This window comes from Croceibacterium segetis (assembly GCF_011320115.1).
Taxonomy (GTDB): Bacteria; Pseudomonadota; Alphaproteobacteria; order Sphingomonadales; family Sphingomonadaceae; genus Croceibacterium_B; species Croceibacterium_B segetis.
In genome coordinates this window covers 57,798-73,432 of the sequence record NZ_JAANOZ010000013.1, presented here as the reverse complement: position 1 = coordinate 73,432, position 15,635 = coordinate 57,798, and the positions used below count along the sequence as shown (strand labels likewise).

At 66.8% G+C, this 15,635-nt stretch carries 12 protein-coding genes; 3 read left to right on the top strand and 9 right to left on the bottom strand.

The genetic code is table 11. From position 1 onward, the window contains the following. Positions 1–174 precede the first annotated feature (174 nt). From G7B69_RS13680 to G7B69_RS13665, 4 genes are read right to left on the bottom strand one after another with little or no spacing between them, the layout of a single operon-like run. The gene (locus G7B69_RS13680; RefSeq protein WP_166180216.1) at positions 175–1,635 is read right to left on the bottom strand and encodes a hypothetical protein; all 1,461 of its coding nucleotides are present in this window, start codon (positions 1,633–1,635) and stop codon (positions 175–177) included. A gap of 9 nt (positions 1,636–1,644) precedes the next feature. Further along, complete coding sequence (locus G7B69_RS13675; protein WP_166180214.1) at positions 1,645–2,304, bottom strand: CoA transferase subunit B; 660 nt, start codon at positions 2,302–2,304, stop codon at positions 1,645–1,647. Continuing rightward, entirely contained in the window at positions 2,301–3,191 is an 891-nt protein-coding gene (locus G7B69_RS13670; protein WP_166180212.1) for an HAD family acid phosphatase, read from the bottom strand. The genes G7B69_RS13675 and G7B69_RS13670 overlap by 4 nt, the downstream gene beginning before the upstream one ends. Further along, a complete protein-coding gene (locus tag G7B69_RS13665; protein ID WP_166180210.1) occupies positions 3,188–3,895 on the bottom strand; it encodes a CoA transferase subunit A in 708 nt (235 codons plus the stop codon). Before G7B69_RS13665 ends, G7B69_RS13670 begins: the two co-directional genes overlap by 4 nt. Positions 3,896–4,356: 461 nt before the next feature. On the opposite strand from G7B69_RS13665, the gene G7B69_RS13660 reads away from it, so the two are divergent. Beyond that, the gene (locus G7B69_RS13660; protein WP_166180208.1) at positions 4,357–6,663 is read left to right on the top strand and encodes a CDC48 family AAA ATPase; all 2,307 of its coding nucleotides are present in this window, start codon (positions 4,357–4,359) and stop codon (positions 6,661–6,663) included. Between the two features lie 9 nt (positions 6,664–6,672). Here the strand turns inward: G7B69_RS13660 and polA are convergent, their stop codons facing one another. Beyond that, positions 6,673–9,528 (bottom strand): DNA polymerase I, encoded by a 2,856-nt coding sequence (polA, locus tag G7B69_RS13655; RefSeq protein ID WP_166180206.1) that lies wholly within the window; start codon positions 9,526–9,528, stop codon positions 6,673–6,675. 194 nt (positions 9,529–9,722) lie between these two features. On the opposite strand from polA, the gene G7B69_RS13650 reads away from it, so the two are divergent. Beyond that, complete coding sequence (locus tag G7B69_RS13650) at positions 9,723–9,965, top strand: hypothetical protein (protein WP_166180091.1); 243 nt, start codon at positions 9,723–9,725, stop codon at positions 9,963–9,965. Between the two features lie 76 nt (positions 9,966–10,041). Here the strand turns inward: G7B69_RS13650 and G7B69_RS13645 are convergent, their stop codons facing one another. The 4 genes from G7B69_RS13645 to G7B69_RS13630 form a co-directional block, all read right to left on the bottom strand. Beyond that, positions 10,042–11,034 (bottom strand): serine hydrolase, encoded by a 993-nt coding sequence (locus G7B69_RS13645; protein ID WP_166180204.1) that lies wholly within the window; start codon positions 11,032–11,034, stop codon positions 10,042–10,044. Between the two features lie 158 nt (positions 11,035–11,192). Continuing rightward, positions 11,193–11,954, bottom strand: a complete 762-nt coding sequence (locus tag G7B69_RS13640; protein WP_166180202.1) for an aspartyl/asparaginyl beta-hydroxylase domain-containing protein — start codon at positions 11,952–11,954, stop codon at positions 11,193–11,195. 72 nt (positions 11,955–12,026) lie between these two features. Further along, the gene (locus G7B69_RS13635) at positions 12,027–14,003 is read right to left on the bottom strand and encodes a protein-L-isoaspartate(D-aspartate) O-methyltransferase (RefSeq protein ID WP_166180200.1); all 1,977 of its coding nucleotides are present in this window, start codon (positions 14,001–14,003) and stop codon (positions 12,027–12,029) included. 43 nt (positions 14,004–14,046) lie between these two features. Beyond that, the gene (locus G7B69_RS13630) at positions 14,047–14,460 is read right to left on the bottom strand and encodes a baeRF12 domain-containing protein (protein WP_166180198.1); all 414 of its coding nucleotides are present in this window, start codon (positions 14,458–14,460) and stop codon (positions 14,047–14,049) included. 185 nt (positions 14,461–14,645) lie between these two features. On the opposite strand from G7B69_RS13630, the gene G7B69_RS13625 reads away from it, so the two are divergent. After that, positions 14,646–15,584, top strand: coding sequence for a bifunctional helix-turn-helix transcriptional regulator/GNAT family N-acetyltransferase (locus tag G7B69_RS13625; protein ID WP_166180196.1), 939 nt, complete (start codon positions 14,646–14,648; stop codon positions 15,582–15,584). Positions 15,585–15,635 lie beyond the last annotated feature (51 nt).

Below are 15,635 nucleotides of genomic sequence, written 5' to 3'. Positions count from 1 at the left end.
GGGCCACAAGCGACAGCTTGGCCAGCCGAGAAAACAAAAATGCTCTTGCCGATGTTCGAAATTAAAGGTCGCCGGCGGCCGGAGAGCGGTGCGCGCTGGACAGGTGTTGGATTCGCCATGCGATGACGCTGCACAAGTGCGCGCATGTAGGACAGCGATTTCTGATCGGAGCGGCTACTTTAGCTCATAGACCTCGTCCCAGCCGTCGCCGTAAGCGATGTGCGCCTTGAGGCGATAAGCCCGGGCCAGGCGGTCGAGAACCAGCTGGCGCGTATCGCCACGCTCGCCGACATAAGGCGCTTCGAGGACCACGACCTGCGGGCGGAGATCGAGGATCCGCCCTATCTCCATGCCTTGGTCGGCACCGATGGCGCCATCCTCGCGCGTGCGGCTCAAATGGCTCGGGAACAAGTACCGGCTGAGCGCGCAGCGGCCCGTCGCCGGGTAGAACATGGTGTCGCCCGAATAGACGAAAAGGCAGCCCGGCCCCGCGGCAATCGCCTCGCGAGTCTGCCAAAACTGCGCCCGAGTGCCGCGAACAAGGCCCTTGCTTACCAGCATCACCTGCCCGGCCACCAGCGCGATCGCCAAGGTAATGAGCGCGGCCTTCACTCCCCGCCGGCCGCTCGCGACGAAGCCGGCGCAGCAGATCGTCAGCGGCACTGTCATCGGCAAGGCGTAATGGGTGAACCAGGTGCCCATCGCGAGCATTCCGAGGACCGCGGCAACAGCCCAGCCGAACAGCCAGTCCTGCATCGGCCGCCGCGCCCCGCTCCTGTCGCGAGCCTTCCAGGCCAGCGCGGCGCCGGCCATCAGCGGCCAGGTGAGCAACAGGATTAGGAGCAGGAAGAACAGCTGCTGCGGCCAAGGATCGGCCTGCCGCGACAGGAACGAAGCGAAATTGGCGAAGAAGAACTCCGATCCGCGTCCCATCGCGGTGTACGCCGCCCAGACCGCCGCCGTCGGCGCCAGCGCGACGGCAACGAGAGTCGCTCCGCCGGCGGCGATGCGGTGCCAGCTCGCTCCGAGCCTGGCTTCGCGCCAGAGCCACCAAATGCCGAAATAGACGCCTTCGAACACCACCGAATACTTGACCTGTATCGCCAGGCCGACGAGTGCGAGCGCCGCCAGCCCCAGCAGGAACCGCCGGCGGGGCCGCTCGCCATCGTCTTCGCGCGGCGCAATGAGGCCGGCGGCGGCGATCATCAGCAGATTGTAGAACACCGGGGCCTGGCCGCCCTGACCCTCGAGCAGATCGAGCCAAAGGATGTACGCAACCGCGGCTGCCAGGGCGCCCTTGCCCCAGCCGGCGCGCGTGGCCAGTCGCGCGATGAGTGCCGCCGTCGCGGTCGCGGAGGCCAGCGCCATCGCCTGGTAGGCCCAGATTCCGGCCGGGAAGCCCAGCGCCGCGGCGGGCAGGTAGATCGCGAACAAACCGATCGGCTTGCGGTCCCACACCCCGACATAGGGCAGCGCGCCGTCGAGCCAGGCGCGTGCGGCGACGAAATAGAATTGTTCGTCGTTGTGGACGATCGGATTGCCGAAGGTGATCGCCCGCGCGACGATCGCGACGAGCAGCAGGATCGCCCAGCAGGGGAGACGATCCAGCGCCGCGCTGCGGCCGGCCAACCGCACTGGCTTCGCTCAGCTCACGTAGCTTGCGGTGGTCTTCGCGGCGACTTCTTCGGCGGTCACGCCGGGGGCCAGCTCGATCAGCCTGAAGGGGCTCGCGTGGTCGGGACGGTGGAACACGCACAAGTCGGTGATGATCATGTCGACCACGTTGCGCCCCGTCAGTGGCAACGTGCATTCGGGGATGAACTTCGGGCTGCCGTCCTTGGCGACGTGCTCCATCACCACGATGATCTTCTTGACCCCTGCGACCAGGTCCATCGCCCCGCCCATGCCCTTGATCATCTTGCCGGGGATCATCCAGTTGGCGATGTCGCCGTTTTCGGAGACTTCCATCGAGCCGAGCACGGCGAGGTCGATGTGTCCGCCGCGGATCATCGCGAAGCTGGTCGCGCTGTCGAAATAGGCGCTTCGCGGCAGCTCGCTGATGGTCTGCTTGCCGGCGTTGATCAGGTCGGGGTCGACCTCGTCGGGATAGGGAAACGGGCCGATCCCGAGCATGCCGTTCTCGCTCTGCAGCGTCACGTCCATCCCCGGGGGGATGTGGTTGGCGACCAGCGTCGGGATGCCGATGCCGAGGTTGACATAGTAGCCGTCCTCGAGCTCCTGCGCCGCGCGGGCGGCCATCTGGTCGCGGGTCCAGCCTTCGCTGAGGTTGTCGTGGATGGTCATTGTCCTGCCCCTGTATCGGTCCAGCGCTTGTCGGCAGGGAAGATCTCGTCGATGCCGCCCTGCAGGCCCGAACCGTAGACCGGGTTGGGCAGCACCCACCAGCCATTGCCCCACATCTGCGCGACCCAGCCGCGGGTGGCCGCCTGGCGGCGGTCGGCGACCGAGAGGTCCCTGGCGTTGAACAGGTCGGAGATGTCGACCAGCTGGTCCCCGGCCATGGCGATCACGCAGTAATCCCTGGCGATCGTCCAGCGCCGGCCATCCTTGCGGCTGCCCATGGCGTCGTCGCCGGCGAGGAAGAGGGTCTTGAGATGCACCGGCCGGCCGAGCCCGGCGGCGGCGATCGCATCAGCGGTGCCCTCGGCGCTCTTGTTGCTGCGGTTGGTGTTGAAGATCACCGTGACACCCATCTTGCGCAGCGCGTTCACGCCGAACACGGCGCCGGGGACCGGGGCGACCGCATTGGCGCCGGTCTGCGCCCAGCGGCTGACCATCCCGCCGCCGGTCGAGACCCCGGCAGCGGCGTTCGCCTCGAGCCCGAGGTTGAGGATCGACGTCTCGTCGACGTCGAACACCGCCGCGAGCGGCTTCTTCCCGCAGGGCACGAAATGCGGATCCGCGAACGACGAGCCTTCTGCGAGGACGACGCTGTCCCTGGGGCGATGTCTGACCCGCTGGCGGGCGAAATCGACGAGCGCGTGCCAGGATTGGATCGACAGCCCGGCCGCCTCCGCCGAGCCGTAGAGATACTGGAACGGCTTGACCCGCTCGGCGGCGACCGGGTCGGCGTTGGCCGCGGCCGGCCGCGGGGCGGTCTGCGTCATCTGCGCCGCAGCAGGGATGCTCAGCGCCGTCGCCGCGAGCGCGAGGACCAACGAAAGCCTCATGCCGACTCCCTTTCACGCGTGGTCATGAATTCAATCTTCTTGTCGTAAGGTGCGCCGACAATCATCCGCTGGACGTAGATGCCGGGCAGGTGGATGCAGTCCGGATCGAGCGAGCCGGCGGGCACGACTTCCTCGACTTCCACCACGCAGACCCGGCCGCAGGTAGCGGCGGGAAGGTTAAAGTTGCGCGCGGTCTTGCGGAACACGCAGTTACCGGTCTCGTCGGCCTTCCACGCCTTGACGATCGAGAGGTCGGCGAAAATGCCGAGCTCGAGGATGTAGTCGTCGCCGCCAAAGCTCTTCACTTCCTTGCCTTCGGCCACCGCGGTGCCGACGCCTGTCCTGGTGTAGAATCCGGGAATGCCCGCGCCGCCCGCGCGCATCCGTTCGGCGAGCGTGCCTTGCGGGCAGAACTCGACCTCCAGTTCGCCCGAAAGGAATTGCCGCTCGAACTCCTTGTTCTCGCCGACGTACGACGCGATCATCTTCTTCACCTGACGGGTGCGCAGCAGCTTGCCGATGCCTTCGTTGTCTATTCCGGCATTGTTGCTGGCAAATGTCAGGTTCTTCACGCCGCTAGCCTGGATCGCCTCGAGCAGGCGCTCGGGCACGCCGCACAGGCCGAAGCCGCCAGCGGCGATCAGCATCCCGTCCTTGAGCACGCCGGCGAGCGCGGCGGCGGCATCGGGGTAGAGTTTCTGCATCGCGGCCCTCCAAGATGGTCGCCGTTCTCCTAGGCGGAGCGGTGACTCGCGCAACCGCTTTTTAGCCCGGAAGCGGCGGCTTTTTGCAGCGCGATTATACCGCAGTGCAGCAACGCATGGCGCAAGTCGACGCTGCGATTGCGCCTGGGGCATTGATAAGAGGGCCTCTTTACCCCGTCACAACTGCTTCGTTGCATAACATGCAACGATCGGTGTTCTTTTCGCACTTGCGAGATGTGAGCAGTTGCAGCATATGAAGCAGGCCTTTCAGGCATCCTCTCCCAAAACTTCCAAGGCCCGGACGGCAACGTCCGGGCCTTTTTTTCTTGCCCTCGCCCGGAAACACCGTGTCGCGGCAGGCATTCTCCGTCAGGCATGGCCGCGCATGGGGGTTTGCAATCGGCGAACCGGTCCCTAGCTGTGGCGCACCAGAATGAGAAAATGCGGGAGCGAGCGCGCCGATGGCTGATGTTGCGGAAAAGGTGAAGGCCGGCACGGTTCGGCTCCAGGTCGCCGCCGCCAGGCAGGAAGAGAGCGGCCAGGGCGTCGCCCGCATGCCGCGCTCGGCCTTCCAGGCGCTCGGCATCACCGACGGCGATTTTGTCGAAATCGAAGGCAAGCGCGTCACCGCCGCGGTCGCCATTCCCGGCTATCCCGAGGACGAAGCGCTCGAAGTCGTCCGCCTCGACGGCCTCCAGCGCGCCAACGCCGGCACTTCGTCGGGCGAGCACGTCGTCATCCGCCGCGCCGAGTCCAAGCCCGCCACCCGAGTGATCTTTGCTCCGGCGCAGCGCGAGATGCGGCTGCAGGGCCCGACCGAGGCGCTCAAGCGGGTCTTCTACCAGAAGCCGCTGCTCGCCGGCGATCTCGTCGCCACGCACGGCCAGCAGCCGGTCGCCAACATGCCGCCCGAAGTGCGGCGGATGTTCAACGCCCCGGCTTATGCCCTGACCCAGATCCGCCTCACTGTGGTCTCGACCGTGCCCAAGGGCATCGTCCACATCGACGAGAACACCGAAGTCGAGCTGCGCGCCGAGTTCGAGGAGCCGCGCGACGGCCGCGGGGTGATCAATTACGACGACGTCGGCGGGATGGACGAGACCATCAAGCAATTGCGCGAGATGGTCGAGCTTCCCTTGCGCTACCCGGAGCTATTCACCCGCCTCGGCGTCGATCCGCCCAAGGGCGTGTTGCTCCATGGTCCGCCTGGCACCGGCAAGACCCGCCTCGCGCTGGCGGTCGCCAACGAAAGCGATGCGACCTTCTTCACCATCAACGGCCCCGAGATCATGGGCTCGGCCTATGGTGAGAGCGAGAAGCGCCTGCGCGAGGTGTTCGAGGAAGCGACCCGCTCGGCCCCGGCGATCATCTTCATCGACGAGATCGATTCGATCGCGCCTAAGCGGCAAAACGTGAGCGGGGAGGCCGAGAAGCGCCTCGTCGCCCAGCTGCTGACGCTGATGGACGGGCTCCACGCACGCTCGAACCTCGTCGTCATCGCCGCGACCAACCGGCCCGACGCGATCGACGAGGCGTTGCGCCGTCCGGGGCGCTTCGACCGCGAGATCATCATTGGCGTACCCGACGAGAAGGGCCGCCGGGAGATTCTCGGCATCCACACCCGCGGCATGCCGCTCGGCGAGGGCGTCGACCTGACCGAGCTGGCGCGCAGCACCCACGGCTTCGTCGGTGCCGACCTCGCCGCGCTCGCCCGCGAGGCGGCGATCGAGGCGGTGCGGCGGATCATGCCCAAGCTCGATCTCGATGCGCGGACAATCCCGCCCGAGGTGCTCGAATCGCTGCAGGTCGAGAAGGACGACTTCCGCGAAGCATTGAAGCGCGTCCAGCCGAGCGCGATGCGCGAGGTCATGGTGCAGACGCCGACGATCGGCTGGGACGACATCGGCGGGCTCGACGACGCGGAAGAAAAGCTGCGCGAAGGCGTCGAGCTGCCCTTGCGCAACCCCGAGGCGTTCGAGCGGCTCGGCATTCGCCCGGCCAAGGGCTTCCTGCTCTACGGCCCGCCCGGCACCGGCAAGACGCTGCTGGCCAAGGCGGTGGCCAAGGAGGCCGAGGCCAACTTCATCTCGATCAAGAGCTCCGACGTGCTTTCCAAGTGGTACGGCGAGAGCGAGCAGCAGATCAGCCGGTTGTTCGCGCGCGCCCGCCAGGTCGCTCCGTGCGTGATCTTCATCGACGAGATCGACAGCCTGGTACCGGCGCGCGGCAGCGAGGCCAACGAGCCGCAAGTCACCGCCCGCGTGGTCAACACCATCCTCGCAGAGATGGATGGGATGGAGGAGATGAACTCGATCATCGTCATCGGCGCGACCAACCGCCCATGGCTGGTCGACCCGGCGCTGCTGCGGCCCGGCCGCTTCGACGAACTGGTCTACGTCGGTCCGCCCAACGCCGAGGGGCGCAAGCTTATCCTCGGCATTCACACCCGCAACATGCCGCTCGCCAAGGACGTCGACCTCGAATCGATCGCCACGCAGACCGAGCGTTACACCGGCGCCGACCTCGAAGACGTGGTCCGTCGCGCCGGCCTCGTGGCGATCCGCCGCGCCGGCGAAAAGGCCACCGACGTCACCGGCGCCGATTTCGCCGAGGCGCTCGCCGACAGCCGCCCGACTGTGACGGAGGAAATGGAAGCCGAATACGAATCGATGAAGGGCGAGCTCAAGAAGCGCGCGATGGAAGTGCACCCGATCGGCTTCATTAGCGAAGGAATGCTCACCTCGACTCGCGAGAAGAAGCACCAGTAGTCGCGGAACCTAGTGCGCGTCGTCCCAGCTCATGCCGTGGCCGATCTCGACCCCGAGGGGGACGTCGAGCTCGACCGCGGGCAGCGCGGCTTCGGCCATCACCCGCTCGATCACCGGGCGCGCGGCCGCGACGTCGCCTTCCGGCAGCTCGAACACCAGCTCGTCGTGAACCTGCAGCAGCATCTTCACGTGACCGAGTCCGGCGTCGCTTAGCGCGGGTATCATTCGCGCCATCGCACGCTTGATGATGTCGGCGCTGGTGCCCTGGATCGGCGCGTTGATCGCAGCGCGCTCGCTGCCCTGGCGCTCGGCCTGTTGGCTCGAGCCGATCCGCGGGAACCAGGTCTTGCGGCCGAACAGCGTCTCCGAATAGCCGCGTTCCCGCACGGTCTCGAGCGTCGAGTGGATGTAGTTCTGGATTCCCGGGAAGCGTTCGAAATAGCGGTCGATGATCGATTGCGCCTCGTCCGGGTCGATGCCCAGCCGGGCGCCGAGGCCCCAGCGGCTGATGCCGTAGAGGATCGCGAAATTGACCGTCTTGGCGCGCGCGCGGGTGTCGCGGTCCACCGTGCCGAACATTTCCTGCGCGGTACGCGCGTGGATGTCCTCGCCCGAGGCGAAGGCTTCCTTGAGCGGCGGCACATCGGCCATGTGCGCCGCGAGGCGCAGCTCGATCTGCGAATAGTCGGCGGCGAGCAAGACCATGCCTTCCTCGGGCACGAAGGCCTGGCGGATCTGCCGGCCGATCGCGGTGCGGATGGGGATGTTCTGCAGGTTGGGGTCGGTCGAGGAGAGTCGCCCGGTCTGCGCGCCGACCAGCGAATAGCTCGTATGCACGCGGCCGGTCTGGGGATTGATCGCCGCCTGCAATGCGTCGGTGTAGGTGCTCTTGAGTTTGGCCAGCTGGCGCCAGTCGAGCACCTTTTGCGCGACTTCGGCGCCTTGCAGGGCGAGGCCTTCGAGGATCGCTTGGTCGGTCGAATACTGCCCGCTCTTGCCCTTGCGTCCGCCTTTGTAGCCCAGCTTGTCGAACAGGATGCGGCCGAGCTGCTGCGGGCTGCCGATGGTGAAGCTCTCGCCGCAGCAGTCGTAAATTTCCTGCTCGATGCGGGCGATCTCGTGGGCGAACTCCTCGCTGAGCTTGGCGAGGCGCTGGCGGTCGACCTTGATCCCGTGGCGCTCCATCGCCGCAACCACCGGGATCAGCGGCCGGTCGACCCGCTCGTAGACGCGCACGCCGTGCTCGATCGCCAGCCGGGGCTTGAGCAGCTTGTGCAGCCGCCAGGTCACGTCCGCGTCTTCGGCAGCGTATTCGGTGGCGCGCGAGAGCGGCACTTCGCCGAACGGGATCTGCTTCTTGCCGCTGCCGCAGATGTCCTTGAAGGTCAGCGTCGTGTGGCCGAGGTGACGCTCGCTTAGCTCGTCCATGCCGTGCCCGCCGCCGATCCCCTCGAGCGAGCGGCCGGCGTCCATCGCGAAGCTGATGATCATCGTGTCGTCGACCGGCGTGATTTGGATGCCGTTCCGGGCGAGGATGTTGATGTCGTACTTGATGTTCTGCCCGATCTTGAGGACCGCATCGCTTTCGAGCAGCGGCTTGAGCGTGGCGAGGGCGGCGGCCTTGTCGATCTGCTCGGGACGTTCGGCGAACATGTCGCTACCGCCGTGGCCGAGCGGGATGTAGCAGGCGTCGTTCGGTCCGAGCGCGAGGCTGACCCCGGCAAGCTCGGCACGCATCGCATCGATCGAGCTGGTCTCGGTATCGATCGCCACCGCGCGTGCGGCGAAGGCGCGCTCGATCCAGTGTTCGAGCCGTTCGAGGGTCTGCACGCATTCGTAGGCCGAGCGGTCGACCGGCGGGAATTCAGGCTGATCCTGCCGGTTGCCGCTCGACGCCGCGGCAGCGCCGGCGGTCTGTTGCTTGGGCGGATTGAGGTCCGTCGGGCGTCCGGGGCTGCCACTGCCGCCGTCCAGCCGCCGCAGCAAGCTGGTGAAGCCGTGCTCGGCGAGGAACGCGGCGAGCGGCTCCTTCGGCACGGTATCGAGCTTGAAGTCGTCGAGTGGCATCGGCAGCGGGCAGTCTTCCTTGAGCTGCACGAGCACGCGGCTAAGTTCGGCCATCTCGCGACCTTCGATAAGCCGGTCGCGCAGCTTGCCGGGTTTCATCGACGGCGCGGCGTCGAGCGCGCCCTGCAGCGAGCCGTAGTCCTGGATCAGCTTCGAGGCGGTCTTCGGGCCGATGCCGTAGATTCCCGGCACGTTGTCGACGCTATCACCCATCAGCGCGAGCACGTCGCCGACCAGCTCCGGCCCGACGCCGAACTTCTCGACCACTTCGGGAATGTCGATCCGCTGGTTCTTCATCGTGTCGAGCATGTCGATGCAACCGCCCTCGTGACCGTCGTTCGGCTCGGCGCACTTGCCGACCAACTGCATCAGGTCCTTGTCCGACGACACGATTGTCACGTCCCATCCGCGCCGCGTGGCTTCGCGGGCGTACGAGGCGATCAGGTCGTCGGCCTCGAGGTTGTCTTCCTCGATACACGGCAGGCTGAATGCGCGGGTGGCGTCGCGGATCAGCGGGAACTGCGGCTTGAGGTCCTCCGGCGGCTCGGGCCGGTTGGCCTTGTAGTGATCGTAGAGGTCGTTGCGGAAGCTGTGGCTACCCTTGTCGAGGATCACCGCCAAGTGCGTGGGGCCATCGGCCTTGTGCAGGTCTTCGGCGAGCTTCCACAGCATCGTGGTGTAGCCGTAGACCGCGCCGACAGGCGTGCCGCGCGGATTGGTCAGCGGCGGCAGCCGGTGGTAGGCGCGGAAGATGTAGGCCGACCCGTCGACCAGATAGAGATGCTGCTTGTCGGACATCGCAGTTTCGTAGCAGCGAGTGTGCGGGAGGTCAGCCGGGCAATTGTGGCAATGTGCCACAATTCGCTTGCCGTGCCACAATATGGCCATTATTCAGCAGCGTGAAGCCAGCCTCTCTGTGCGGGTTTCGCGTTTTGCCGTGCGAACAGTGCCGGCACGCGCTTTTCTATTTGCTGTTCAAGGACACACATAACATGCGCAAGATCATCCTCGCCGCCGCCATCGCCGGTGCCGCTCTGTCGCTCACTGCTTGCTCGGAGAAGACCGAAGACGCCACCAGCGAAGCCGCTGATTCGGCTGCTGCCGACGCCGCCGCCAATGCCGACGCCGCCGCCACCGCGGTGACCGATGCCACGACCGACGCCGCCGCTGCGACCAGCGAAGCGGTCGACGGCGCGACCACGACCGAGACCACGACGACCACCACGGCTCAGTAAGCCAGGTCCGTCACTCGACAGGAAAGGGCGCGGCCTCGTCGGCCGCGCCCTTTTTGTTTGCCTGACGTTGTTTCGCTCAGGGAGCGGGCGTCGCCCGGTCGTAGCTCGCGCTGGCCCAGACTTGCGTGGGCTGCGCCTGGAAGCCGTCGTAGACCACCCTCGCGATGGTGCCGATCTTTTCGAAACGATACTTGTGATCGTTCCTGCCGCCGGTGACGTAGATCGCCAGGGCGATCGCATGACCATCCGGGCCGGTGACGATTCCGACGTCGCTCGAGGTGTTGTAGAGCGACCCGGTCTTGTGGGCGACCATCACGCCGTCGGGCATCTGCCCGGGAATGCGCTGCGGACCGGTCTTGCAGCGCCCCATTGCGCCGAGCAGTACGTTGCGGCTCGACTGGCTCAGCCAGCGACCATCGTGCAGGCCCTTGACCAGGTTGACCATCGCCAGCGGCGTGGCGGAGTCGCGCACATCGATGCTTTGCGCGGGATCCACGGCGCCGTCCTCGCGCACCAGCGTGTCGATGTAGCGATCGATGCTGAATTCCCTGATGCCCGCACGGTGAACCCAGTCGTTGACGGCTCGCGGGCCTCCGACGACGCGCAACAGCCCGTCCGCCGCTTCGTTGCTGCTGCGCGTGATCGCTAGCTCGATCAATTCGCGCGCGCTCAGCGAACGGCCCTCCTGCGTTGGCGAGAGCATCATCGGGAACTTGTCGTCAAGCCGCCAGCGGCCCTGGTCGACGCCTTCGAGGAAGGTGGCGGCGATGGCGATCTTGCTGGTGCTGGCGAGCGGGAAGCGCTGGGTGCCCAGCACCGATACCTGCTTGCCGGTGGTCAGGTCGATCGCGGCGACGCCGATGCGGCCCTTCGCGTTGGCGGTGAGTTGCGCGACCTGGCGTTCGAGCGCGGTATCGTAAGTGGCGGTGAAATCGCGCGGCGTCGCGGTGGTGCCGATGACGCTGTCGAACTGCGTCTCGAGCCCATTGTTGTTGGCGTGCGCCGGCACGATCGTCGCGACCGAGAGCGCGAGCGGGGCGAAAAACCGTCCGAAACCTGCCAAAGCCATTTACCTGTTGCTATCCGTCGATCCCTTCGGATTGGTTAACCCGGGAACGCGGATTCCGGCAAGGATTCCAGCGACGAACCGTGGCCTACGGGGTCACGAACCGAGTCCAGTTCCACAATTTACCCCATCGAAAGGCCGTTTCGTCACGTTTTTCGGCTTCAGCGCGCGCCGAGATTGCGCCTGATGTCCTGCACGAAGCTGGTTCGGCGGATCGCCCGGATAAGCAGGCTGGCGGCCATCCGGCCAGCCAGGCGCATCGGCCGCCGGACTTGCAGGAACAGCACCACGCGAGGGCTCTGTCGCTCGTTCCAGACCTCGTGCCGATGGGTCTCGTCGAACACCAGCCATTCGCCTTCGCGCCATTCGATGCTCTGACCGGCAACTTCCATCGCGCAGCGGCCCGGCCCGTCGGGCACGACCATTCCGAGATGGCAGTTGAGCCAGGCCTTGGTCACCCCGCGGTGCGGCGGGACATGGGTGCCGGGCTCCATGATCGAGAAGAATGCCACGACGAGGCCCGGCACCTTTTCGAGCAGTGCGCTGGTAGTGGGGCAGCGCGCGTGGTTGCACGCGGCGCGAAAGCCGTAGCCGGTGAAGAAGAAGCTTTTCCAGTGGCCGTCGCGGGCGATCGCCTTGTGATCGGGCGAGATCTCGCCAAGCGCCGGGATCGCGTTGCGTTCCGTCAGAAGCGGCACCAGCTCGTCCCTGATCTCCCGCCAATTCTCGCCGAGTTCGGCGAGCCCCGGTATGACCGCGGGATCTACGAACGGCTCGTCGCCGATCAGCGACTGGCGCGCGATCCAGCGATTGACCGGATCGCGCAGGCGCTTGCCGATGCGCACGGCCCTTGTGTTGGTGATTTTCGCCTTCGGTGCGGCGGCTCGCTCTCCTCCGCGAGGAGAAATAGCCAGGTCTTGCATTCCCGCGTACTCGGTCCCCATTCCGTCGGGGCGCCAAATATCATCGGAAAAGGCGTTTCGCCATAATCTGGACTATTCACCGAATGGGAATGTGTCGGGCACCCCTTCGTGCGGTTCGGTCGGCGTGAGCGGCTGCAAGGCGCGCGTTTCGTCGAACCAGACGTAGGCGTCGAACTGTCGCGGGAGCACGGCCTCGCTGTAGTGGCTCCAGCGTTCGGTCTCGGGTCGGTAGATCACCCCGATGAAGCGTTCGAGCCGTGGGTCGCCGAGCCGCCGGCGCAGGGCGTCGTGCCTGCCGGGCGTGAGGTCGAGCAGGAAGCGCGGCACGCCGCTGTCGTGGCACACCCGCTCGTACGAATCGCCGCGCGAGGGGACCACGCGCTTGGTCTCGTGGTCGCCGTCCCAGTCGGTCGCCGCGGTGACGGTGCCGGTGTGCGTCCCGAAACCGACCAGCGCGACCTGCTCGCCCCAGCGCGCGCGGACCAGCTGGCCGATGTTGTGCTCGCCGCGAACGCTGCCCATCTCGGTCGCCTCGGCGTCGCCGATGTGGCTGTTGTGCGCCCAGACCAGCGCCTTGGCGTTGGGTCCGCGGTGCTCGAGCAGGTGTTCCAATGTCTCGGCCATGTGGCTGTCGCGCAAGTTCCAGCTCTCGGCACCGCCGTAGTACATGATCCGGTAGTAGCGTTCGGCCGAGGCGACGAGGCGGGCGTTCATCGCCGCGGCGAACATCCCGCCGTCCTCGTGCAGCGCGCGTTGCAACAGGTCGCGGCATTCGGCGATCACTTGCTGCTCGCACTCGGCGTAGCCCTTGGTGAGCGCGGAGCGGCCGTAAGTTGCCGGCTCGGCTTGCCACGGGGTGAGGCAGCCATAGCGCTCGCGGGCAACTTGCGCGGCCTCGGGATCGTGCGCGTCGAGATAGGCGAGCACCGCCTCGATCGAGCCGGACATGTTGTAGATGTCGAGCCCGTAGAACCCGGCCATCTCGTCGGGTGCGCGGCCGCGGTTGAGCGCGTGCAGGTCATGCATCAGCCCGGCGATCACGGAGTTGCGCCACATCCAAGTCGGAAAGCGCTGAAACGGCCGCGGCGCGCCTGTGCGCGGATGCTGGTGGCGGATGTGACGGTCGAGCACCGCGGCATCGGGCCAGTCGGCCTCGGCGGCGACGATGGTAAAGCCGTGCTTCTCGACGAAACGCCGCGTGATCGCCGCGCGGGCGGCATAGAACTCGTGCGTCCCGTGGCTCGCCTCCCCGAGCAGCACGATCTTGCGGTCGGCGAAGCGGTCGAACGCGGCGGCGAAGGCTTCGTCGTCGATTCCCGGGAGCGGCTCGGCGGCGTCGGAGATCATCTCGGGCAAGGATTTCGCCCGCGCCGGCTGGTGGTTGCTCGCCGCGCGGCTGCCGTCCTCGTAACGCCCGTGAGCGCCGATCAGCGGCACGAAGCGCACGCCGCCGAGGTTCTGCTCGTCCCAGCGGTGTTCACCGGTGCGGGTTACGCAAAGCAGCGACTGCATGTCTTCGCCGCCGACCGGTACGACCAGTCGGGCGCCGAGCTTGAGTTGGCGCTTGAGCGGCTCGGGCACCTTGTCGCCGCCTGCCGCGACCAGGATCGCGTCGAACGGCGCCTCGTCCGGCAGGCCCAGGCTGCCGTCGGCGCAGATGATCGAGACGTTGTCGTAGCCAAGCGTGTCGATCCGCTCCGCCGCAGAGCGTGCCAAGGCCTCGTGCCGCTCGATCGCAAATACCTCGCCGGCGATGCGCGACATCACGGCTGCGGCGTAGCCCGAGCCCGCGCCCACCTCGAGCACCCGTCCGCCGGGCGGGATCTCGGCGGCGTCGATCATCAGCGCGACGATGTAAGGCTGCGAGATCGTCTGCCCGGCGCCGATCGGCAGCGGGCCATCCTCGTAAGCGAACTCACGCAGCGATTCGGGCACGAATGCCTCGCGTGGAACGGTCCGGAAGGCCGTCAGCACCGAGAGGGATTCGATGCCCCGCCGGCGGATTTGCCGCTCGACCATCCGTTCACGTAGTTCCTGGGGCTCGGCCATGGCGCCGCTTCCTCTCAACAGCCGGCGGAGCCGGCGCACGCCGTCATGCGGCCGCGAGCGTCTGGGCGATCGCCTGCGGGGATTCCGAGGTGAGCTCCTTCGGCAATTCGGCGACGATCTTGCCCTGCAGCGCCTTGTGATAGCGCGGCCGCATCTCGCCCAGCGTGCGCGGGTCGGCCACCACTACCAACTGGTCGATCTCGCCGGCGAGCGCCTTTGCGTTCAACCATTCGACCACCGCCGCGCCGTGCACAACCTCGCGGAGATCGGTCTCCGACCCTGCGGTCGTCAGTGTTCCGCGATCATCGCTGCGGCTCTCGGCGCCGGGCACAGGCAACCTGAAAGACGGTTCGGCGACCAACTCGAGCTTCGGCTCGAAGATGGGTCCGATGTTGCGCATCAGCCTGAAGCGTTCTCCGTCGACTACCGCGACATGGGCGTTGTGCGGAACTTTCATCGGCCTTCTCCTGCTTGGTCGGGTTCAGCGGCTCAACGGGCGATTCGCCTGCTGGTGCCGAAACGATTGCCAAGGGGTGGCATGGCCGCGCCACGCGACACTTTGCCATTGGTAATGCCCCGGAGGGCTGCGCTGCCTTGTAGATCCATAACAGGTTATATAATCTATCGTCGAAGGAGTGAATCATGGCGACAGATGTCCTGGCGGCCGAGGGCGGGGTCATGCTCGGCAGTCGCTTGAAGCGGCTCGCCGAGCGGTTGCAGGCGGGCGCCGAGGTCATGGCCCGCGATTGCGGCCTGCCGACCCAGCCGGGTCAGATGCCGTTGCTCACCGCGCTCTGGCGGCAGGGGCCGTTGAGCATCGGCGAAGCGGCCGAGGCGACGGGTTTCAGCCAGCCGGCGACCACCCGTGTCGCCCGGCAGCTGGCCGCGATGGGGTTGGTCGGCCAGCGAACTGACGACGACGACCGTCGAGTGCAGCGCCTGACGCTGAGCGCAGAAGGCAGCGCGGTAATGGACCGGGCCGGCACCGCGCTATGGCCGCGCATTCGTGCCGCGGTGGCCGAGACTTGCGATATCGAGGCCCTGCTTGCGCAAGTCGCGGCGGTCGAGAAGGCGTTGGCGGAGCGGCCGCTCGATCGTCGGCCCGGGTCCGGCCTCGCGATCCGCCCGTTCCGCAACGAGCTTGCGGCCGACTTCGCGCGGATCAACCGACAGTGGATCGAGGAGATGTACGCGCTCGAGCCGGTCGACGAGGCGCAGCTGGCCGATCCGCGCGACACGATCGTCGATCCTGGCGCCGACATCCTGTTCGTCGAGGACCCCGAACTCGGCATCGTCGGGACCTGCGGCCTGCTGTCGACCGGCCCGCGCGAGTTCGAGCTGATCAAGATGGCCGTGCTGCCCGAGGCGCGCGGGCGCGGGACGGGCGAATTCCTGCTGCGCGCGACGATCGAGCGCGCCTTCGCGTTGGGCGCCGAACGACTGTTCCTGCTGACCAACAGCAAGAGCCAGGCGGCGATCAAGCTCTACGAGCGCAACGGCTTCGTCCACGACGCCGAGCTTCTCGCCCGCTGCGGCGGCGAATATGCCCGCTGCGACGTGGCGATGCTCTACACCGGATAACAAAAGGGCCGGAGGATCGCTCCCCCGGCCCTTCATGTTGCTTGGGCGCGA